Below are 20,832 nucleotides of genomic sequence, written 5' to 3'. Positions count from 1 at the left end.
CGGATGCAAAATTGCCGTTAGGTATTGAATTAAATATCAACACTCTATTGTTCTGTTTGTCGCAAACAAAAACTCTGTTACCCGAGATCATCGCAAAATAAGGAGCGTTAAGAGACTTTGCGGACACTCCTCCGTTGTTAGCCTCATTTGTTGTCATATTCGGCTGGCCGATAACAGTATCTGCGCTCTGATAATTTGATGCCGGGATGCTGTTAAACAGCAATATCCTGTGATTTGTATTGTCTGTTACTATAAGCCTGCTGCCGTCACTGTTGACCCCGTAAACATAGGCCAAACTCTTTGCGCTTAATCCTCCGTTGTTCGCTGTGTTTGAATTCATATCCGGCTGGCCAATCACAACATCAGCTGTTGGATCATCGGAAGAAGGAATGGAATTGTATATAAGGACTCTTCTGTTATATGTGTCTGCAACAGCAAATTTATCGCTGCCGATAAAACAAACATTGAACGGATAATTCAATGAGTTGGCATAACAAATATCCGACTGGTTTATCTGATTATGCGTAAAATCCGGCTGGCCGATGACAAAATCGGCAGGAGCGTTATTCGATGACGGGATGCTGTTATAGACCAGCACCCTGTGGTTCATCCTGTCGGAAATGACCAGCTTAGAGTTATAGACAAGAGCAGAAATGGGCCAGTAGAGAGTGCTGGCCGAGCAGGAGCCTCCCTGATTGATCGAGTTCGATGTCATATCAGGCTGTCCTATCACTATATCCGCAGAAGCATCATATGTGGAAGGAATACTGTTGTAGATAAGCGTCCTGCTATTCCTGTAATCGGCTATTATGAGTTTTCCTTCGTGGATATACACGCCGGAAGGATAATTTAGAGTATTGGCCGTTACCGCCCCGCCGCGGTTGGCAGATCCGCTGACCATATTTGCCTGCCCTATCACTATATCCGCAGAAGCGTTGTTTGCCGAGGGAACGCTGTTATAGATAAGGACCCGGCTATTGGAATAATCACATACAAAAAGCTTATCTCCAAAAACGTGAAGTCCGTTGGGGGCTTGAAGCTTGTTCGCCGCTGTACCTGCCCCTCTGTTATCCATATCCTCCTGCCCTATCACTGTGTCCGCATTTGCACCGTTCATAGCAGGTACACTGTTGTAGATAAGCACCCGGTTGTTGGAAAAATCCGATATTATCAATTTGCTGCCGTACAAAGCCACATCATAGGGATAGAACAATGTGTTAGCAGCACATGACCCGCCCTGATTCGGTGAATTTTGAGACATGTCCGCCTGCCCTATCACCACATCGGCAGAAGCGTTGTTAGTGGCCGGGATAGTATTATAGACAAGCACCCGGTGATTGTTCCAGTCCGCGATTATGAGATTTGTCCCGTTAGAGCATATCCCAACAGGACCGCTCAATGTATTTGCCGCCGGAGCCCCTCCCTGGTTTGCCGATACCGAGAGCATGTCCTGCTGCCCTATCACAACATCTGCAGCAGCATTGTTCTGTGAGGGGAAGCTGTTGTATATGAGGACCCTATTGTTCCCAAAATCCGCCAGCATGAATTTTGAACCCGCAAAGATCATGGAGCCTATCGGCTCATCCAGTGTTTTTGCATATCCCGCCTGGTTTATCAGGTTCGAATTCATGTTCGGCTGGCCGATAACGACATCTGCAGATGAGTTTGCAATAGAATCTATTCCTTGAGGCCTGGGGCCGGGAAGCATTACGACCGCGATAGAAAAGGCAGCGATCGTAGGGGCAAGGTAGAAGCCAAGCCAAAGTCGCCTGGACCTTAGTTTAGTTATCGTTTTAGATAGGTTTCTTAGCATATATTGTTTGGGGCAAGGGTGTAGGGTCAAGGGTATAGTCAGACATAGTATGCCCAGTGTTTGACTTGACCCTTGCCCCTTGGCCCTTAGTTCTTGCCCCTATTATCACGCCAACGACCAAATGTGTCAATAAGTTATTAGACAATATAGGAGTCTCTACTTTGTCAGCGCGGAGTATGTAACGGAGTATCTGTTGCCGGCGTTCCAGACAAGAAAGCTGGAGATGCCGAGGTCATTCAACGCCTTTTTCTGCTGGAGCACATAGTTCTCGTCAAAGTTCTTTACTCTCCAATCAAAACCCTGTATCCAAGCCACCATTTTTGCGTCAGAGCCTCCCATAAGCTTCAGGGTCTTTTCGGCTCCCCTTTTCATGAAAACATACGGCTCGTCCACCGGGCTCTTGCAGCCGTCAAAACCGCTGTCAAAATGCGACGGATACAGCATCGGGCAGACGACAAAGACATATTTGGCCATCTCCCCCACCCTCTGGCCGGTTATCGAAATATCAACATCCTTTAGCCAGGACATGACGCCAAACACATCTATGGCGATTGAGGCATCGTATTTTTCAAGCCTCTCGTACGCATATCTGAGAAATCCTTCAATGGCATAATATTTTTCCTTGTCCTTGGGTATTAAAATGTTCTCGACCCGCCCTTTTTCCGGGAATCTTATGTAATCAAACTGCACCTCATCAGCCCCTGCCAGGACAGCCGCTTCCGCTATATCAACATTGTATTTCCAGACCTCTTTGGAAAACGGGTTGACCCAGTTCACTCCGTCGTTCTCGGTCCAAACAGAACCGGAATTGCCGTGCAGCGCAAGATCAGGCCGTTTTTTGGCCAGGAACCGGTCCTTAAAGACAGATATCCTTGCCGAAACGATGATCCCCTCAGCATGCAGTTTTGCCACGAGGCTTCTGAGGTCTTTAATATAGATCCTTTCTTTGGCGCCGGTGCTTTCTGCCAGCGGGACTGGAAGATCGACACCCAGGATACCGTCGACATCCTTCATGTCGATGACAAGAGTGTTGAGCCCGGTTTTTTTGTAATTGGTTATTATGTCGTCTATCCTGGACGGTATCCCTGCGCTGTGAAAAGTGTAGTAAACGCCTTTATCTGAGGTCTTTAGCCTGCTCAGCCTGTTTTTTTTTGAGGATACTGTCGTTTCGGACAGCTTTTTCCTGCCGTCATAGACCGCCACCTTTGTTCCGGCTTTTAACTGGGTCCTGTCAAGGAGGTCCCGGTCTTTTTCCTGGATGGACACCTTGTTTGGATCACCGTCGCTCACAAAATAGTCCCCGGGGTTCTTTTTCAAATGGGCGAACCATTTGGCCAGCTCTGTATCATCAGCCTGCACCCTCTGCACCATCGCGGGATCAAAATCTTTGTGATAAGGCGGCAGCGTCGGGCTCCAGCCCACCAAAAAAGCCACTTTGTAGCGGTAAGCTTTACCTCCGTACTCTCCTGCCTGCAAAAGCCATCTTCCCCTCTTGGGCAGCACGCCAAAGGGCAGGGCAACGGAAGAAGCCTCGTAAGAAGGCAGGGCCTCCTCTATAAGGGACTGCTGCATCGCAAGGGTCTTTTTGATCCCGTTAAAATCCAGTTTTGAAAGGTCGTCATGTCCGTAGGTATGATTGCCTATCTCCCTGCCCGTCTTGACAAGATACTGCAGCTTCAACTTCCAGGCATCTTTGGCCTCGGGCTGGTAAAAGGGATTGCTGTTGCAGAAAAATGTCGCGGCCCTTCCAAAGTCGGGGTGCTTTTTATGGAATTCGTCCAGGATACCTATGGCACAGCTCGGATCTATCTTTGGATAACCTCCGCTGCCCTCCGCAGTGGCTCCGTTAACGATCAGCCATTTGAACTGGCTGGCGGTAGCATCGTCAAAGGTCATTATGAGAGGCATTTTTCCTGCCGGGACCTTTGCTTTTCCTTCGTTAAAGAAGTCTTTTATCGACACCAGCCTGAACCCGAGGTCATAATAAGCTTGAAGGTCCTTTCTAAAGTTCTCGGCCGACCTTGTCCAGGCTCCTTCTTTTTCTGCGATACGGTGGTATTCAACGACAAAGACCTTCCCGAGTTCGTTATAGGCGGTTTCCGGCTCTCTTTCTGTGATGCCGCAGGAACTAAAAATAAAACCATACACAAATAGGACTGCCGCAATGAACAGTTTCAGGAAGGATCTCTTCATACCCGTAATTATACCAGACAAGCTGGTGCATCCCGATCTTAGTTATACGCTAATGGGTATCCTCTTTGATGTCCATCATTCATTGGGTGGCGGATTTCAGGAGAAGTACTATTACAAAGCGATTAAAAACAAACTGGAAAAAACAAAACTTCCCTATCTTGAACAGGTCAGGACTGATCTTGAGTTGGACGGATGTAATCTGGGCAGGTATTATATCGATTTCATAGTTGACAATAAGATAGTGCTGGAGATCAAGGCAAAGCAGTATTTCACACAAAAAGACATCAAGCAGGTGCTTGCATATCTTAAGAAAACAGGACTTCAATTAGGCATCCTGGCCAGTTTTGCAAGGGAAGGCATTAAATACAAAAGGATACTCAAAGGCAGATGAGGTCTTGTTTCGCGTTTGTTCGAGACGCGTGTTCGCGATAAGGTTAGAGATGCCTCCTGCCGCGCCTGGCGCCGGAATTGCTGTGTCAAAGGCAAAGGGAGGTGATACTTATGGCAGGATTGAACAGGATGATAATGACCGGCAGGCTTACCCGCGACCCCGAGATCCGCTACACCAAGAACGAGATCCCGGTGGCCAGGTTCACGGTGGCGGTGAACAGGATAAAGAGAAAGGAAGAAGAAACAGCGGAGGCGGATTTCTTTAATTGCGTGGCCTGGCGGGGGCTTGCCAAGATCTGCGGAGAATATCTCAAAAAGGGCAGCCTGGTGGCCATAGAAGGAAGGCTCAACATAAGGAGTTATGAGCTGAAGGGGGCAAAAAAGCAGTCCACCGAGATAATTGTCGACAATATGCTGATGCTGGACAACAAGTTCTTTAAAGTAGCATCGCAGGAGGCCCCAAAAGTTGAGGAGGACGACCTTGCTCTTGTTGCCTAGGGCCCAGCGGGTCAAAGGGGTGTCGAAGTGTCGAAAAACCCGACAATGTTTACCGGGGATCCTGCCCGCACCCATACGGGCTGCGCTCCCCGGTCCCCGCTTCCCTCTTGAAATAGATGCGGGCATTATCTATCATGGGTCTGATGGCAAAAAAACCTAGGCGGCCTGACCTTCTAAGGATAATAACACTCTTGGTGTGTCTGCTCCTGATAGCATATTTCTGGTTTTATATCTTCATGCCCCGCAGCCTGCCATCTTCTTTAAAGTTCGGCATCCCCCTAAAGAGGACCAATATCCTGGTCATGGGGCTTGACCAGACCTTTGACGAAATGCACCGTCCTGTCAGGGCTAACCGCACGGATACTCTTATCCTGGCAAGCATAAACCCGTTCTCCCAAACCGCGTCACTGCTCTCGATCCCCAGGGACACTCTGGCGGACATACCGGGACACGGGCTCGACCGCATCAACTCAGCCTATGCCATAGGAAAAGAGGAGCTGACCATCTCTTCCGTTTCAAAATTGCTGGATGTGCACATAGACAGGCACATAGTGATAAGGCCGGGAGGCCTGGCAAAGATAGTTGACAGCCTTGGAGGCATAAAACTGTATGTCGAAAAGGACATGAAGTACAGGGATACCTGGGGAGGCTTGAACATCAACCTGAAAAAAGGCTACCGTCGGCTTTCCGGCAAAGAAGCCCACGACTACATCAGGTTCAGGAACGATGAAAAAGCGGACATAGGCAGAGTTGAAAGACAGCAGACTTTCATAAGGGAGATGTTCAAGAAGTTGGGCAGCCCCGCAACGCTGTTCAGACTTCCCGCTCTCGTTTCCGCGGTCAAAAGGACCTTTTCATCGGATATATCCGGACGCGAGCTTTTTGAGGCCGGCAATTTTTTGAGGATGACCGACAGGCGAAATATCCGCTCCGACACCCTTCCCGGCTACGTTTCCATTGACCACAGGGGATGCTGGGCGCCTGACAACAGAGCCGCCAAAAGAGTCCTTAAAGAACTTAATATCAGATAGCCGGTGATTTTGAGTTTTTAACCTATATGTTATAATCAAGAAAAATGAAGACATCCCTTACCATAGGTTCCGCTGGCGGGATCCCGATCGAGGTCAATTATACCTGGATAGCGATCTTTGGACTGATAACCTGGACCCTTGCGGTCAGCTGGTTCCCGGCCTATAATCCGGGACTGCCGCCGGCCAGTTACTGGACAGCCGCTGTGCTTTCTACCCTGCTTTTGTTCATCTCAATACTGCTGCACGAACTCTCGCATTCTTTTGTGGCCAGAAAGAACGGCATCCCCATCAAAAAGATCACGCTCTTTATTTTTGGGGGAGTGGCGCAGATGGAAAAAGAGCCGTCATCCCCTTCGGTCGAGTTCAAAGTGGCCGTGGCGGGCCCTTTGTGTTCTGCTTTCATCGCTGTATTTTGCTTTGCCGCCTATCAAACGGCCTCCCAGCTGAGTATGGAACCCCTGGTGATCTCTGTCATCGGCTATACCGGCATTATTAATGCGTCCCTGGCCGTCTTTAACATGATCCCGGGCTTCCCTCTTGACGGGGGCAGGCTCCTGCGCGCAACTATATGGCATTTTGATTCCAGCCTCAAAGAAGCCACTCATATCGCCTCCAACTTCGGAAAATTGTTCTCTTTTGCTTTCATGCTGCTCGGGCTTGTCTATTTGTTCTTTGGCCAGATAATTTCGGGGGTCTGGTTCATAATAATCGGCTTTTTTATCCATGAAGCCGCCGATCTTGCATACCAGCATCTTGTGCTCAAAAAGGCCCTTGTCGGCACCAAGCTCAGGGACATAATGGTAAAAGAGGTTATTTGTGTTCCCTCCGATCTGGTGTTAGAGAGGCTGGTTGAAGATTACTTTTACAAATACAGGCATCTCGGCTTTCCTGTGGTGGACAACGGGATATTCAAAGGCATGGTAACAATGCAGGGGATTAAAACCGTTCCCAACAGCGAATGGGGGTCCTGCAAGGTGGAAAAGGTGCTGCAGGAGCCTAAAAAGGAACTGCTGTCCTGTCCCGACGAGGACGCGCTGGATGCCCTGATACAGGTGTCAAAATCGGGGCTTGGAAAACTGCTCGTTATAGACAAAGGCAGGCTTGTGGGCATCATAGCCCAGAGGGACCTTGTCAAACTGTTCGAGATCAAAGAGAACCTCTGCGACTTTAAATCATGAAAAAGGCCGTTCTTTTTATCGCGGGGACCGCTTTCAGGGACGAAGAGTACTTTGACACTAAAGCCGCTCTCGAAAGTTCCGGCATAACTACAATAACCGCATCTCACAAAGCAGGCCCGTGCCTGGGCAAGCTGGGAGGAAAAACCCTGGCGGACATAGGACTGCAGGAGCTTGGCGGTCTTGAGCCTGACGCAGTTATCATTGTAGGAGGCCCAGGCATCTACGAATACTTCCGCAATAAAGACCTTCACACGGTCTTGACCGCCGCGGTATCAAGGAACAGCGTTGCGGCAGGCATCTGCGCCGGAGCCGCCGTTCTTGCCTGCAGCGGCATCCTGAAAGGCAAAAAAGCCACCTCCTTTTCGGGAGTTTCCAAAGACCTTGAAGCAAACGGGGCTCTCTATACCGGAAACCCTCTTGAAACCGACGGAAGGATAGTGACCGCCGACGGCCCCGCTTCTGCATCAAGCTTTGGACTAAGGATAGCCGAACTGCTCAACAATGGATAACCGGAGGCTCGCCTCTTTTTTTTGGGATATAGCAAAACTTCTTGAATTTAGAGAAGAAGACATTTTCAGGATACGCTCATACCAGAAAGCCGCGCAGGCGATAGAAGACCATCCCGTTCCTCTGGAAGAAGCCTTCAGGTCCAAGGGAGCAGATGCTTTTAAAGGCATTCCCGGCATAGGCAAAAGCATTTCGGAAAAGATCGAAGAAGCCCTTGTTGACGGTGAGCCTGCCCTTTTAAAAGAGATCAAGAAGAAAGCGCCAAAAGGCATCCTTGAACTGATGGAAGTTAACGGAATAGGCCCAAAGCTCGCAAAGCTCCTTTATAAAGAGCTTAAGATAGGCTCCGTATCCATGCTCAAAAAAGCCGCTGCGGCAGGAAAACTTAAGGGTCTTCCCGGAATAGAAGAAAAAAAGCAGGAGAATCTGCTGAAGGCGGCCAGGGTTTTCCTTTCCAAAAAAGGAAAAGTCTATCTTGGAGAGGCGCTTCTTCTTGCCAGATCGCTGCTGAAAGAACTTAGATCAAAAACCTTCCTTGATGAAGCCGTGATCTGCGGCAGCCTGCGCAGAATGAAAGAGGAGATCGGGGATATTGACATCCTGGCTTCATCAAAGGACCCCGAAAGAGCCATCGACAGCTTTACAAAACTGCCGCAGGTAAGACGCGTCCTTTCAAAGGGGCCGACAAAGGCCTCTATCGTACTGGAGAATCTAATGAGCGCCGACCTAAGGGTCGTGCCGCCTAACATGGCGGGTAGCGCCATCCATTACTTTACCGGATCAAAACAGCACAATATCAGGATGCGCCGGCTTGCAATAGAAAAGGGGGTTAAGTTAAATGAATACGGCCTGTTCAAGAACAAAAAACGGATCGCCGGAAGGACCGAAGAAGAGCTCTTTGCCGCCCTGGGACTTGAGTTCATACCGCCCGAATTGAGAGAGGATTCCGGAGAGGTTGAAAAAGCCAAAGAAAGGTCCCTGCCCCGTCTTGTGGAGCAGAAAGACATAAGGGGCGACCTCCATGTGCACTCAAATTACTCCGACGGAAAAAGGTCCATAGAACAGATGGCCGCAGGCGCCATGGCGCTGGGATATGAATACATGGCTGTAACGGACCATTCAAAGTCCTCTGTGATAGCCGGAGGGCTTTCAAGAAAAGAACTGACGGCCCAGATGAAAGAGATAGATGCGATCAATAAAAAGCTCAAGGGCTTCAGGGTCCTTAAGGGCGTTGAAGTAGATATCCATGGCAACGGCTCCCTTGATCTTGATGACAGCCTGTTGGAAGAATTGGACATAGTGGTTGCTTCAATCCATTCCAGGTTTGGAATGAAAAAAGAGGAAATGACCGAACGCCTGATCAAGGCAATGGAAAACAGGAATGTTGACATCATCGGACATCCCACGGGTAGGCTCCTGGACAGAAGAGAACCTTATGAGATTAACATGGAAGAATTGATAGAGACGGCTGCTGCCACCGGTACCGCGCTTGAGCTCAACGCCAGCCCCAACCGGCTTGATCTTAACGCATCACACTGCCGCATGGCGGTTTCAAAAGGAGTAAAGATAGCAATAAATACGGACAGCCACGACACCGATCAATTCTCTTTTATGGAACTCGGTATTGGAACGGCCAGAAGAGGATGGGTAGAAAAAGGAACTGTTCTTAACTGCCTGCCGCTTGCAGGGCTGATCAAAGCTTTATCTGCCTGAGGCGATGTTCCTCAAAAAGCCCGGGATATCAATGTGTTCTTTTACGGCAGAGTGCTTAACTTCGTGGACCTTGGGGACTTCGCTGAAGATCGGCTCTTCTTTTTTGGCCCTTGGCTTAAAGCCGGTGGCTATCACGGTTATCATGATATCGCCCTGCATCCTCTCATCAATAACGGAGCCGAAAATAATATTGGCATCCTGATCTACTGCGTTCTGTATAACCTGAGCTGCCTCGCTTACTTCGTAAAGGGAAAGGTCTGAGCCTCCCGTCACATTAAAGATGACCCCTTTTGCTCCGGTTATCGTTTCCTCCAGCAGGGGGGACGAGATGGCCTGTTCTGCTGCTTCTATAGCCCTGTTCTCTCCCGAGGCGGTGCCGATCCCCATCATGGCAGATCCAGCGTCGCACATGATCGTTTTTACATCCATAAAATCCAGGTTGATGAGACCGGGGACCGTGATAAGATCGGAAATGCCTTTGACGCCGTGCCTCAGCACATCGTCAGCCACTTTAAAGGCGTCAAGCATTGAGGTTCTCTTGTCGACCACTTGCAGAAGTTTGTCGTTGGGTATCACTATCAAAGCGTCCACTTTTTCCTTGAGCAGCGCAAGACCGGCCTCTGCCTGGCTTATCCTGACGGGGCCTTCAAACTTGAAAGGCTTGGTAACGACCGCTATCGTTAGGACATTCATGTCCTTGGCAACTTCCGCTATCACCGGGGCGGCCCCTGTGCCTGTCCCTCCGCCAAACCCCGCGGTCAAAAAGACCATATCCACCCCTTCTAGAACTTTGGCTATTTCTTCGCGCGATTCTTCGGCTGCTTTGGAGCCAAGTTCGGGATTTGCTCCGGCGCCCAGTCCTCTGGTGGTCTTGGAGCCGAGTTCAAGTTTGTGGTCGGCAAGCGAAACATTGAGGGCCTGAAGGTCGGTGTTGGCGACCCAGAACTCAACACCTTTGAGACCGCTGCCTATCATGCGGTTTACGGCGTTGGTGCCTGCGCCTCCCACGCCGAAAACTTTTATATTGGCGAACTTTCTTATATCATCACCCCGCGAAGGCATCAATCATAACCTCCAAAACTTTGCTGTTTTTATTCTAGCATATACCCGGGCAAATACAATACAGTCTACCTGAATTTGACAACGGGAAGGTCCGGCAACCGCACATCAACATATTCTATGCGGCTTTTTTTATCCCCGGCCCTTTCAAAGAGCAGCCGCAGGACAAAAAGTTTTTTGTCAATGTCCAAAGGCTCCCCTATCTTGACCTTGATGATATCGTTTATCAGGATATTTATGTCCGCTGCCTGCTTCATCTCAACGGCAAAGCTGTTGGGCGGCATCAACTGGGAAAGCAGTTTATAGGACTTGGCCAGGGCCTCTACCAGTGAAGGGGCTATCCTGTTCTCCGATACCAACTGTCCTTTCGAAAGGCCTACCACAGTGGGCAGGTCCAGAGCCCCCTTGACCCCTTGCTCCCTGCTCAAAATGACCCCTTCGTTGTCGGCAATATAGTAGGAGCCGTCCACAATAAAGACCGCAAAGGGCTTTCTCTCCTCCACCCTGATAACTATGGAACTCGGGATCTTGGCAAAAACATCCGTCTTCTTTATCTGCGGTATCTCTTTTATCCTGCGCCTGACCTCGCCGGAGTTCACAAAAAAAATGTTCTCGTCAAAAGAGATCCCTGCCTGTTCGATTATCTGCTCCCTTGCAACGATCTTGTTCCCCTGTACTATGACCTCTTTTACCCTCCAAACAGGAAGATACAGTATGACAAGAAGAAAGCTGAGAACGGCAAGGATAAGTACCGCTGCTTTTAAAAGCCCTGTTCTTTTTTTCTTTTTTGGCTTCACTTGAGCGCGCTTGCAAGGATGTTAAGGACCAGGTCTTCGTAAGAAATACCCTGCGCCTTTGCCTGGGCCGGAAGGTCCGATAGGTCGGTCATGCCCGGGATAGTGTTTGCATCTATCAAATAAGGGACCCCGTCTCGGTCGACCATCACATCAAGCCTGGCAAAGCCCAGGCAGCCCAGGCTGTTATAGCCCTTTAGCGCGGTCTTTTGGACCTTTTCATAAACCGCCTTGGGAAGCCGTGCCGGGATTATGAAATCTGTGCCTCCCGGAGTATATTTGGAGCTGTAATCGTAGAACTCCCCCTTTGGCCTGAGCTCAAGTATCGGCAGGGCTTTTGCCTGCCTGCCTGAGCCGAGTATACCGACGGTCACTTCATTGCCTTTTATGAACTCTTCCACGAAGACTTCCCTGTACTCTTTTACCGTCCTGTCCACCGCGTCAAAGAGAGAGCCCGCATCCTTGATGATGGACACTCCGAAACTGGAGCCCTCGCTGACAGGCTTTACCACAAGAGGGAGCGGAAAATACTTTAGAAGACGCTCACATTGCGGTTTAATTTCCGACTCGGGGTCTATCCTGCGGTATTTTGGGGTAGGGACCTGCGAAGCCTCCCAGATCTTTTTGGCAGCTATCTTGTTCATGGACTGAGCGCTGGCCAAAACCCCTGAGCCCGTGTAGGGAATACCCATTATCTCAAGCAGTCCCTGAATGGTACCGTCCTCGCCTCCCCTGCCGTGCAGGGTTATACAGGCAAGATCGATGCCCTTATCGACCAGTTCTTTGATAAAGGCCCTGTCAGCGGTGTCTATCATAAAAGACTTGAGCCCAAGGGAGATAATGGCCTCATGCACCTTTTTGCCGGACCTCAGAGACACTTCCCTCTCGCTTGAGGCGCCGCCGCAAAGTACGGCGATCCTTTTGGATCTAAGTTTTTCCAGGGTATTTTTCAAAGTGATATAATTTTATCATGAAACTCAGGAACACACAGCCATCGGATATGGAGAACATTTTTTCTATTGCCCGCAGATACGACCTTGACTCAAATGACATGAAAGCCGAAGATTTTATCGTGGCCGAAGAGAGAGGAAGCATTATCGGGTTTGGCAGGCTGTGGGAGCATGACGGCGCTATTGAACTGGGCACGATCGGCGTGGTTGAAGAACACAGGGGAAAAGGCGTTGCAAAAGAGATCGTAAAAGGATTGTTAGATCGTGCGGTCAAAGGCCGACACATGCCCCTGACCATATATCTAACGACCCTGATCCCGTCATTCTTTGAACGATTCGGCTTCAAAGCCCTGACCACACCCCCGCCACAATCGATGATCCGGAAAAAAGGCTGGTGCGACGGCTGCTCAAAGACGGGCTGCACGGTGATGAAGCTTTCTATCTAGGCCATTTTGCCTCGACTACAGTTTTTATCCCGCCGCGAGGGTTAAAGTCGCCGACAATGCTTGCTTTCTTTGGGCTGCAGGCCGCCACAAAGTCCTTGAGGACCCTGTTGGTGGAGTTTTCCATAAAAATGCCGAGGTTCCTGTAGGCATTAAAATACATCTTAAGCGATTTTAACTCCGGGCATAATTTGTCCGGAATATATTTTATAGTGATAGTTCCAAAATCGGGGAGTCCCGTTCTGGGACAGACAGAGGTGAATTCCGGCTCGACAATGGTAATTTCGTAATCCTTGAAATGGTTTGGAAAGGTTTCTATCCTGGGGAGTTTTGCGTTTAATCCGGATCTTGAATGGGATTTGGTGTACGATGGGTTCATTTTATCGTTAGCAGGGGCGTGCGGCCGCACGCCCCCACATGATCTTCAATTACGCTTTTCCGGAACATCCGAGCACATTGGCCAATTTGTGCTTGACCACTTTTTTGATCTCGTCCCTTGCCGGCCCAAGGTATTTTCTCGGGTCGAACTCGGCAGGGCTTTCGACAAAGACCCTTCTGATCGTGGCGGTCATTGCCAGACGAAGGTCCGTATCAATGTTTATTTTGCAGATCGCGCCCTTGGCGGCTTCTCGCAGCATTTCTTCTGGAACGCCTTTGGCCCCGGGAAGTTTTCCGCCGTATTTATTGCACTCGTCAACAAGGTACTGCGGAACAGAGGACGCTCCGTGCAGCACCAGAGGAAAGCCGGGCAGCCTTTTTGCTATTTCGGCAAGCCTTGCCAGGTCAAGATTGGCATCGCCTTTGAACTTATAAGCTCCGTGAGAGGTCCCGATCGCGATCGCCAGCGAATCACAGCCTGTTTCTTTAACAAATCTTTCGGCTTCCGCGGGATCGGTATAGGTAGCGTCCTTGGCCGCAACTTTTACGGCATCCTCAATTCCGGCAAGCTTGCCCAGTTCGGCCTCTACGGTCACGCCCTTGGAATGCGCATAATCAACGACTTTTTTTGTGACCGCAATGTTCTCTTCAAGAGGGAACCTGGAACCGTCTATCATGACGGACGAGAAACCTCCGTCCACGCACTGCTTGCATATTTCAAAATCCTCTCCATGATCAAGGTGAAGGGCTATCGGCAGGTCAGCTGTCTGAAGCGCGGCCTCCACCAGTTTGATCAGGTATTCGTGCCTTGCGTATTTTCTTGCCCCGGCCGAGACCTGAAGGATAAGAGGGGCTTTTTCTTCCTTGGCGGCGTCCACTATCCCCTGCAGGATCTCCATGTCATTCACATTAAAGGCCCCCACGGCATACCCGCCCGTGTATGACTTCTTGAACATCTCCCTTGTAGAAACTAACGGCATCTTTTTTCTCCTTTTCTGTTTGATTTTCAATACAATTATACCATAACAATACACTCCGTATATTTTTGCCCGGTTATAATGTATAATAATCATCTGAAAAATGTTCAAATTGAGGCCTGCTCTTGTAATTGCACTTTCCTTTCTGGCGGTGATCGCCGCCGGGGCCGTGGTCCTGTGCCTCCCCATTTCTTCTTCCAGCGGTACTTTTACAAATTTTCTCGACGCCTATTTCACGGCCAATTCGGCCACCTGCGTAACAGGCCTTGTCACTCTTGACACCGGAACCCATTTTTCCTTTTTCGGACAGCTGGTCATCCTCCTGCTCATTCAGATAGGTGGGCTTGGGTACATGACATTTTCCACCTATATGGTGCTGCTTTTCAGGCGAAAGATGTTCATAACGGAAAAGCTTACCGTTCAGCAGGCGCTCAATGTGTACTCCTCCAGGGATGTGCTCGGCGTGCTTAAAAAAATATTCGGGATAGTATTTGCCATCGAAGGGCTTGGGGCTGCTGTGCTGTTCCTGCGCTGGCTGCCGGAACTCGGGCTGTTTAAGGCCGTCTGGTACGGCATATTCCATTCGGTATCGGCTTTTTGCAACGCGGGATTCGCTCTTACATCTGGTTTTTCAAGCCTGTCAGCCTACAAAACAGATGTTGTCATTAATCTCACGGTAACGACCCTTGTAATAATCGGCGGACTTGGTTTTCTGGTCCTGGCGGACATTATTCAGAGGAGAAAGTTCTCTCTGCACTCCAAATTAGTGATAGGAACGACCTTCTTTTTGCTGGCGGTCGGCACGGCGCTTTTATTCGGCATCGAATATTTTAACAGCCGCACTATCGGAGGAATGGGGCTTTGGAACAAACTTCTGGTGTCTTACTTCAATTCTGTGACAGCCCGCACAGCGGGGTTTAATACCCTTCCCATGGGAAACCTTTTTGATTCTTCCATTCTGGTCATTCTTTCACTTATGTTCATAGGGGCAAGCCCCGGCGGAACAGGTGGAGGGATAAAGACCTCAACTTTCACTCTGATCTGCTCAACGATCTGGGCCACCTTAAGGAACCAGAAAAACACCATCCTTTTTGAAAGAAAGATACCCGCAGAAACGGTCAGAAGAGCTTTTGTTATCTTTTTCCTGTCAGTATCAGCCATAGCCCTGGGTATCTTTCTTTTGAACGGCACAGAGTCTTTTTCGCTGACAGCCATGACTTTTGAAGTATTTTCAGCCTTCGGCACTGTCGGATTGTCGATGGGCATAACTCCTTTCCTGTCAAATCTTGGTAAAATAATCATTATAGTCGTCATGTTCATAGGCAGGCTTGGGGCCCTGTCTCTTTTGCTGGCGCTTGCCACCAGAGAGGGCAAACATCATATCAGTTATCCCAAAGAAGGGATATCCATAGGATAAAAAGGAGAAAAAGGATGAAGAAACAATTCGCGGTGCTGGGAATAGGACGGTTCGGTTCAAAGGTCGCAAGGGAACTGTTCTACAGGGGGCAGCAGGTGATAGCGATAGACCGGGACGAGAATAAGATAAATGCCATTAAGGACGAGGTGTCTCACGCCTATGTGGGGGACATAACCGACGAGGACGCCTTAAAAGAAGCCGGGGTAAATGATTGCGACATAGCGATAATCGCGCAGAGTTCGCACATTGAATCCAATATCATAGCCACGCAGCTGTGCAAGAACCTGGGGATAAAGACAGTAATAGCCAAATCACAGAACACCCTTCACGGAAAGATACTAACAAAGCTCCAGGTCAACCAGACGATCTACCCGGAGCAGGATACCGCAATTAAGCTCGTCAACAAACTGACATCAGAGAATATCCTGGACTACCTTGAGCTCGGAGGCCAGACGGATATCGTCAGCGTGGAAGCCCCCAGGGAATGGGAGGACAAGACAATAAGGGACCTGGCGCTGAGAAAGAAATTCCGCGTCACCGTGCTCGGGATAAAGAGCCAGGACGAACTGCTTTTTAATTTGACCGATGAAAATATCATCAAAAAAGGCGATATTGTTATCATCTTCGGCGAAACCGAGAATCTCAAAAAACTCGATCTGGACCTGACTCATAGAACCTAGGAGTAAGGGCGGATAATTATTCGCCCCAAAATAATACTATGGAACCTGTCCTTGGAACAAAACTGCCGAAATTAAAACTCCTCAGCCGGGGAAAAGTAAGGGATATCTATGACCTCGGGAACCACCTTCTTATAGTTGCCACGGACAGGCTTTCCGCCTTTGATGTGGTCATGCCCAACCCCATTCCGCGCAAGGGAGAAGTATTGACAAAGATCTCCTTCTTCTGGTTCAACGCCCTTAAAGACATCGTAGAGAACCACTGTATTTCCATAAACCCTGACGATTTTCCGCCTGAGTGCAGGCAGTACAGGCAGATACTGGAAGGCCGCTCCATGCTGGTAAAAAAGTGCAAGCCGCTTCCCGTTGAATGCATTATCAGAGGCTATCTGTCGGGCTCGGGCTGGAAGGATTATCAAAAGACGGGGGCGGTTTCGGGCATCAAACTGCCAAATGACCTTAAAGAATCCGATAAATTGCCCGAACCTATCTTTACTCCCTCCACAAAAGAAGAGGTCGGCAAACATGATATCACCATAGATTTTGAAAAGACCGTTGCTCTTATCGGAAAGGAGCAGGCGGAAACTATAAGGTCAGCAAGCATTGCGCTTTATAAGAAAGCATCGGAAGTAGCCGGCAAAAAAGGGATAATAATAGCCGACACCAAGTTCGAGTTCGGCTTATATGATGGAAAGGTCATTCTGATAGACGAAGCTCTTACTCCGGATTCGTCCAGGTTTTGGCCCAGCAATGATTACGAGCCGGGAAGACCGCAAAAAAGTTTTGACAAGCAGTTCGTCAGGGATTATCTTATCTCGATAAAATGGCCTCAGAAGCCGCCTGCGCCTGAGCTACCGGATGACATCGTGCAAAAGACCTCTAAAAAATATCTCGAGGCCCTGGAAAAACTGGCCTCCTAGTTCTTATCTGCCGCTGAACAGGGGCTCCAGCTCTATCTCTGTCCATCCCTGAAAGCCGCGCACATTGAGCCAGAGTTTAAGCTCTTTGGGCACAGCAACTATCGAATAGTAAGTCATGAAATCACCTTCCTCAGGAAAAGAAGGTCCCCCGTCCGGTATGGAGGAAGAAAATATCTCCATCATTTTGCCGGCATCGATCCTGCCTTTATATCTCTTTCCTATCTTCAAAAGATTGCCGGTCCTTTCCTTGGTAAATCCGCCATATTTGCCTTCCGGAACTGCAGTTATCACATTCCATGTTGGGCAGGTAAAATTGTTGGCCGAGGCCACCAGGCCTTTTTCATCATCAACTCTTTTTCTGTAATCGGAGGTCCCCCATTCAAAACAGGCCCCCTGTTTGGCATCTGCCGCATTGATAAGAAGGCCGCCTTCGGAGCGCACCGCGTCAAAAAAGCCTTCCACCTGATCAAAGGATGTTGAATCCAGCATCATCGACATTAGAGCAGAATTGGAATTAAGCCGCCTCTTGGCGGTTTGCGGGTCGCACATCCCTCCGTTCTGGAGGTCATAAAACAGGCCGGAACGGTTGATGCCCGACTGCCACAGGAACTGTCCTATGTAGTTAATGTCTGCCACGCTTTGGGATGATCCCGACGGGTTAAAGACCGCAACTGTCAGAAATTTTTGATATGGCTTGAGAGTCTTTGTTCCGAGGTCCCAGTTGCGTCCAATTACTGTAGAACCGTCCTTAGAATACTGCCCCCAGGCTATCATTCCGGAACATGCCCCGCCCTGCATAAGGATGAGAGCCAGTCCATTGGATGCGATAAGCTGTTTTTCCTCCCCAAGGCCCGAGGTCTCCCCCATTCCCCTTACCCATTCCCTTACATAGAAAGGGACCCTTTCCATCCCGCTCTTAAGCTCTGAAACGACTTCCTTATAAGGAGCTTTTGAGGTCCCTATACCGGCTTGTTTTGCTGCCATGTCGTAGAACTCGGCAAATTCCGCCTTTAACAACCCGCCGTACTGCCTGCCCATGCTGTAGAAGCTTCCGTTCATTACGACAACATTGATATTGCCGGCCTTATAAAGACTGCCTCCCTCAAAGCTCGATACACGGACCAGAGAAGAGGCCTCCGACACGCACATCAATAAAACCATCCCCAGTAGAAAGTACAGCGGGTTTTTCATTTTTTCCCTTTCATTTTTTTGTGATGAGAGGATTATAGCATGAAGGCAAAATCGCAGGACGCGTTCTTTGGTTTTTGCCATGCTAAAATGTCAGTAATATCATGCTTATTCTATCCCTTGAAACCTCCTGCGACGAAACATCAGCAGCCGTTGTTAAGGACGGCCGCCAAGTCCTTTCCAATATTGTTTCTTCCCAGACCGAATTCCATAAAAAGTATGGAGGCATCGTCCCGGAAGTGGCTGCACGCAAGCATATCGAGGCCGTAAGCCCCGTTATAAAAGAAGCCATGGATGTTTCGGGAAAGGCTTTTAAAAATATAGATGCGGTAGCGGTCACCTTTGGCCCCGGCCTCCCGGGTTCTCTTATTGTAGGTCTTTCCGCCGCCAAAGCCATCGCCTTTGCGCTTAACAAGCCTCTAATAGGGGTTAACCATCTCGAAGGCCACATCTACGCTAATTTTTTAACTGCGGTCAACGGTTCCCGGTCTGCGGTCCACTTCCCTTTCATATGCCTCATCGTCTCCGGCGGCCATACGCAGATAGTCCTGGTAAAAGATCACTGTGAATATGAAACTCTCGGAAGAACAAGGGATGACGCCGCCGGAGAAGCTTTTGACAAAGTGGCAAGGTTCCTTGGGTTGGGCTATCCCGGAGGCCCTATTATCGACAAACTTGCAAAAGAAGGCGACCCCGACGCCGTTGATTTTAAACGCCCCATGCTGGATGACGGATACGACTTCTCCTTCAGCGGCATAAAAACTGCCGTAGTCTATTATGTAAAGAAGAGCCCCGCTCTCCCTCTCGGCCCGAGCGTAGTCGAGGGGCTGGGAGAGGGGCCGGTGGTGAGGGTTATGGATCTCGTCTCCTCCTTCCAAAAAGCCGTGGTCGACACCCTTTCAGAAAAAACCATCAGGGCGGCAAAAGAAAAAGGAGTTAAGACGGTAATGCTGGCAGGAGGCGTATCTGCAAACTCCCTGCTTAGAAAAAACCTTAGCGAAGAATGCCGAAAGGAAGGAATTGACTGCAGGATCCCGCCGCTTGAGTTGTGCACGGACAACGCCGCGATGATAGGCTGCGCCGCGTACTACAGGAACAAGAAAGGCCTTCGGTCAGATCTTTCGCTGGGGATAGATTCGGTGGCCAGACTGTAATGCTCGTTGAGACCTAAGGCGCTATTTTTGAGAGATCGAATCCCTTGCCTTGATCAGGTTTATTTTGCGGAGCAGATCGTCCATTTCTACCGGTTTTGTCAAAAAATCTTCTATCCCAAGCGCTTCGGCGGCCTGTCTTGAGGATTCCGCCTCTACTCCGGACATCATTATTACAGGGATATCCTTAAGGGAATTTTCTTCCCTTATTTTCTTAAGGATATCCACTCCATCCTCCCCCCCCAGCATAACATCAAGAGTGATTACATCCGGCCTGCTGCTGCGGGCTATCTCAAACGCTTCTTTGCCGCTTGCGGCAACAAGCACTTCATAGTCACCTTTCAGCTCGGTAAGGAATTTGAACGCGGTGGGATAGTTGGTTTCATCATCCACCATTAATATCCTGTATTTTGCCATTTTGATGCCGCCTGGCAACAGTATAGCGGTTTATAAAAAAAAGTAAAGATGGGCGGTTTACCCGCACAAAAAACCATGCTATATTGTTAGGTATGCCTAACTTTTCAGATACAAATCATATTTCTCTCTGCGAGCTTCCTCCAGGCTCAAAAGTAAGGATAATAGACATTCACGGCGGCTCAGGAGCCGTTAATAGGCTTAGTTCCATGGGCCTGCGGAGCGGCACTATCGTGGAAGTTGTCAGCTCGCAATTCCTTTGCGGTCCGGTCACTGTCAAGGCGGGAGCAACAACTCTGGCCATTGGCCACGGCATGGCGCGTAAGATAGAGGTGGAGGTGCTGTAGTGAACGAACCATCACAAAAGCGGATCCTGCTAATGGGAAACCCCAATGTAGGGAAGAGCGTTTTCTTTTCGCGCCTTACGGGCACTCAGGTCATAGCCTCAAATTATCCGGGCTCCACCGTTGAATACACAAGGGGATATGCCATCCTGAACGGCGAAAAATACGAGATCATCGATGTCCCTGGAACTTATGCCCTCTGCCCGACTTCCAAAGCCGAAGAAGTCGCCTGCAAAATGCTCCAGGATGCTTCGCCGGAAAATGACATCGTCATAAATGTGGTGGACTCCACCAATCTGGAAAGGAACCTCGACCTGACCCTTCAATTGATGGAAAAGGACCTGCCGGTGATAGTGGCCCTCAACATCTGGGATGACGCAAAACACAAGGGTATACATATAGACCACAAAGCCCTGGAAGAGTGGCTCGGCACTCCGGCCATCCCAACGACCGCGGTCACCGGGCAGGGATTTAGAACTCTAATCCAGAGGCTGAGCCAGGCAAAAAGGAAAAAAGTCAGGGTCCACAGCCTGGAGGACCGCTGGAAGGATATTGGCAAACTGGTCGGCAGGATACAAAAGATAGAGCACCGCCACCATACCGTACCCGAAGTTCTGGAAGACCTTTCTATCCATCCGTTTTTCGGTCTTGTTATTGCCGGATTTGCAGCATTTTTTTCTTTTTCTTTTATCCGGTTGATGGCCGAAACGCTGATAGCGCATGTCTTTGATCCTTTTTTTGACAACATCTATGCGCCGATCTTGATGAAATTAAGCGCTTCTCTTTACGGCATTCCT

22 protein-coding genes are annotated in these 20,832 nt (G+C 49.4%); 13 read left to right on the top strand and 9 right to left on the bottom strand.

All coding sequences use genetic code 11. From position 1 onward, the window contains the following. Both WC490_07125 and WC490_07120 read right to left on the bottom strand, forming a co-directional pair. Positions 1-1,813: hypothetical protein (locus WC490_07125; GenBank protein ID MFA5098374.1), on the bottom strand; the 1,813-nt coding region annotated here is incomplete at its 3' end. A 156-nt stretch (positions 1,814-1,969) separates the two neighbouring features. Next, positions 1,970-4,006 carry a putative glycoside hydrolase gene (locus WC490_07120; protein MFA5098373.1) on the bottom strand — a complete coding sequence of 679 codons (2,037 nt, stop codon included), beginning with the start codon at positions 4,004-4,006 and terminating at the stop codon, positions 1,970-1,972. Between WC490_07120 and WC490_07115 the strand changes: the two genes are divergently transcribed. From WC490_07115 to polX, 6 genes are all read left to right on the top strand, one after another. After that, the gene (locus tag WC490_07115; protein ID MFA5098372.1) at positions 3,978-4,397 is read left to right on the top strand and encodes a GxxExxY protein; all 420 of its coding nucleotides are present in this window, start codon (positions 3,978-3,980) and stop codon (positions 4,395-4,397) included. The two genes, WC490_07120 and WC490_07115, sit on opposite strands and share 29 nt — an antisense overlap. A gap of 110 nt (positions 4,398-4,507) precedes the next feature. Continuing rightward, entirely contained in the window at positions 4,508-4,894 is a 387-nt protein-coding gene (gene ssb, locus WC490_07110) for a single-stranded DNA-binding protein (protein MFA5098371.1), read from the top strand. A 143-nt stretch (positions 4,895-5,037) separates the two neighbouring features. Further along, positions 5,038-5,925: an LCP family protein gene (locus WC490_07105; GenBank protein MFA5098370.1), complete on the top strand. Its 888-nt coding sequence runs from the start codon at positions 5,038-5,040 to the stop codon at positions 5,923-5,925. Between the two features lie 44 nt (positions 5,926-5,969). Further along, a complete protein-coding gene (locus tag WC490_07100; protein ID MFA5098369.1) occupies positions 5,970-7,103 on the top strand; it encodes a site-2 protease family protein in 1,134 nt (377 codons plus the stop codon). After that, complete coding sequence (locus tag WC490_07095; protein MFA5098368.1) at positions 7,100-7,612, top strand: DJ-1/PfpI family protein; 513 nt, start codon at positions 7,100-7,102, stop codon at positions 7,610-7,612. Before WC490_07100 ends, WC490_07095 begins: the two co-directional genes overlap by 4 nt. Then, the gene (polX, locus tag WC490_07090) at positions 7,605-9,323 is read left to right on the top strand and encodes a DNA polymerase/3'-5' exonuclease PolX (GenBank protein ID MFA5098367.1); all 1,719 of its coding nucleotides are present in this window, start codon (positions 7,605-7,607) and stop codon (positions 9,321-9,323) included. The genes WC490_07095 and polX overlap by 8 nt, the downstream gene beginning before the upstream one ends. Here polX and ftsZ read toward each other — a convergent pair. The 3 genes from ftsZ to WC490_07075 form a co-directional block, all read right to left on the bottom strand. Then, on the bottom strand, positions 9,312-10,385 hold the full coding sequence (gene ftsZ / locus WC490_07085; GenBank protein ID MFA5098366.1) for a cell division protein FtsZ: 1,074 nt from the start codon (positions 10,383-10,385) through the stop codon (positions 9,312-9,314). The two genes, polX and ftsZ, sit on opposite strands and share 12 nt — an antisense overlap. Positions 10,386-10,450: 65 nt before the next feature. After that, positions 10,451-11,179: an FtsQ-type POTRA domain-containing protein gene (locus tag WC490_07080; protein MFA5098365.1), complete on the bottom strand. Its 729-nt coding sequence runs from the start codon at positions 11,177-11,179 to the stop codon at positions 10,451-10,453. Then, positions 11,176-12,129 (bottom strand): D-alanine--D-alanine ligase, encoded by a 954-nt coding sequence (locus WC490_07075; protein MFA5098364.1) that lies wholly within the window; start codon positions 12,127-12,129, stop codon positions 11,176-11,178. The genes WC490_07080 and WC490_07075 overlap by 4 nt, the downstream gene beginning before the upstream one ends. A gap of 17 nt (positions 12,130-12,146) precedes the next feature. Between WC490_07075 and WC490_07070 the strand changes: the two genes are divergently transcribed. Continuing rightward, positions 12,147-12,572: a GNAT family N-acetyltransferase gene (locus WC490_07070; GenBank protein MFA5098363.1), complete on the top strand. Its 426-nt coding sequence runs from the start codon at positions 12,147-12,149 to the stop codon at positions 12,570-12,572. On the opposite strand, the gene queF is transcribed toward WC490_07070, so the two are convergent. Further along, complete coding sequence (gene queF / locus WC490_07065) at positions 12,565-12,948, bottom strand: preQ(1) synthase (GenBank protein MFA5098362.1); 384 nt, start codon at positions 12,946-12,948, stop codon at positions 12,565-12,567. The genes WC490_07070 and queF overlap by 8 nt on opposite strands. Positions 12,949-12,997: 49 nt before the next feature. Beyond that, complete coding sequence (gene fba, locus WC490_07060; protein MFA5098361.1) at positions 12,998-13,927, bottom strand: class II fructose-1,6-bisphosphate aldolase; 930 nt, start codon at positions 13,925-13,927, stop codon at positions 12,998-13,000. A gap of 100 nt (positions 13,928-14,027) precedes the next feature. On the opposite strand from fba, the gene WC490_07055 reads away from it, so the two are divergent. The 3 genes from WC490_07055 to WC490_07045 are packed head-to-tail and all read left to right on the top strand — an operon-like array spanning position 14,028 to position 16,938. Continuing rightward, positions 14,028-15,341, top strand: coding sequence for a TrkH family potassium uptake protein (locus tag WC490_07055; protein ID MFA5098360.1), 1,314 nt, complete (start codon positions 14,028-14,030; stop codon positions 15,339-15,341). A 14-nt stretch (positions 15,342-15,355) separates the two neighbouring features. Beyond that, positions 15,356-16,021: a TrkA family potassium uptake protein gene (locus WC490_07050; protein MFA5098359.1), complete on the top strand. Its 666-nt coding sequence runs from the start codon at positions 15,356-15,358 to the stop codon at positions 16,019-16,021. 38 nt (positions 16,022-16,059) lie between these two features. Further along, positions 16,060-16,938, top strand: coding sequence for a phosphoribosylaminoimidazolesuccinocarboxamide synthase (locus tag WC490_07045; protein MFA5098358.1), 879 nt, complete (start codon positions 16,060-16,062; stop codon positions 16,936-16,938). Positions 16,939-16,941: 3 nt separating this feature from the next. On the opposite strand, the gene WC490_07040 is transcribed toward WC490_07045, so the two are convergent. Further along, entirely contained in the window at positions 16,942-18,129 is a 1,188-nt protein-coding gene (locus WC490_07040; GenBank protein ID MFA5098357.1) for a C45 family autoproteolytic acyltransferase/hydrolase, read from the bottom strand. Positions 18,130-18,230: 101 nt separating this feature from the next. On the opposite strand from WC490_07040, the gene tsaD reads away from it, so the two are divergent. Further along, positions 18,231-19,280, top strand: a complete 1,050-nt coding sequence (gene tsaD, locus WC490_07035) for a tRNA (adenosine(37)-N6)-threonylcarbamoyltransferase complex transferase subunit TsaD (protein MFA5098356.1) — start codon at positions 18,231-18,233, stop codon at positions 19,278-19,280. Positions 19,281-19,301: 21 nt separating this feature from the next. Here tsaD and WC490_07030 read toward each other — a convergent pair whose 3' ends face one another. Then, positions 19,302-19,694 carry a response regulator gene (locus WC490_07030; protein ID MFA5098355.1) on the bottom strand — a complete coding sequence of 131 codons (393 nt, stop codon included), beginning with the start codon at positions 19,692-19,694 and terminating at the stop codon, positions 19,302-19,304. A 92-nt stretch (positions 19,695-19,786) separates the two neighbouring features. Between WC490_07030 and WC490_07025 the strand changes: the two genes are divergently transcribed. Both WC490_07025 and WC490_07020 read left to right on the top strand, forming a co-directional pair. Beyond that, a complete protein-coding gene (locus WC490_07025) occupies positions 19,787-20,038 on the top strand; it encodes a FeoA family protein (GenBank protein MFA5098354.1) in 252 nt (83 codons plus the stop codon). Next, a partial coding sequence (locus WC490_07020) for a FeoB small GTPase domain-containing protein (protein MFA5098353.1) occupies positions 20,038-20,832 on the top strand: 795 nt, incomplete at its 3' end. The genes WC490_07025 and WC490_07020, both read left to right, overlap by 1 nt.

Source organism: Candidatus Margulisiibacteriota bacterium (assembly GCA_041650635.1).
Taxonomy (GTDB): domain Bacteria; phylum Margulisbacteria; class WOR-1; order JAKLHX01; family JBAZKV01; genus JBAZKV01.
This window is presented reverse-complemented; position numbering and strand designations above follow the sequence as displayed.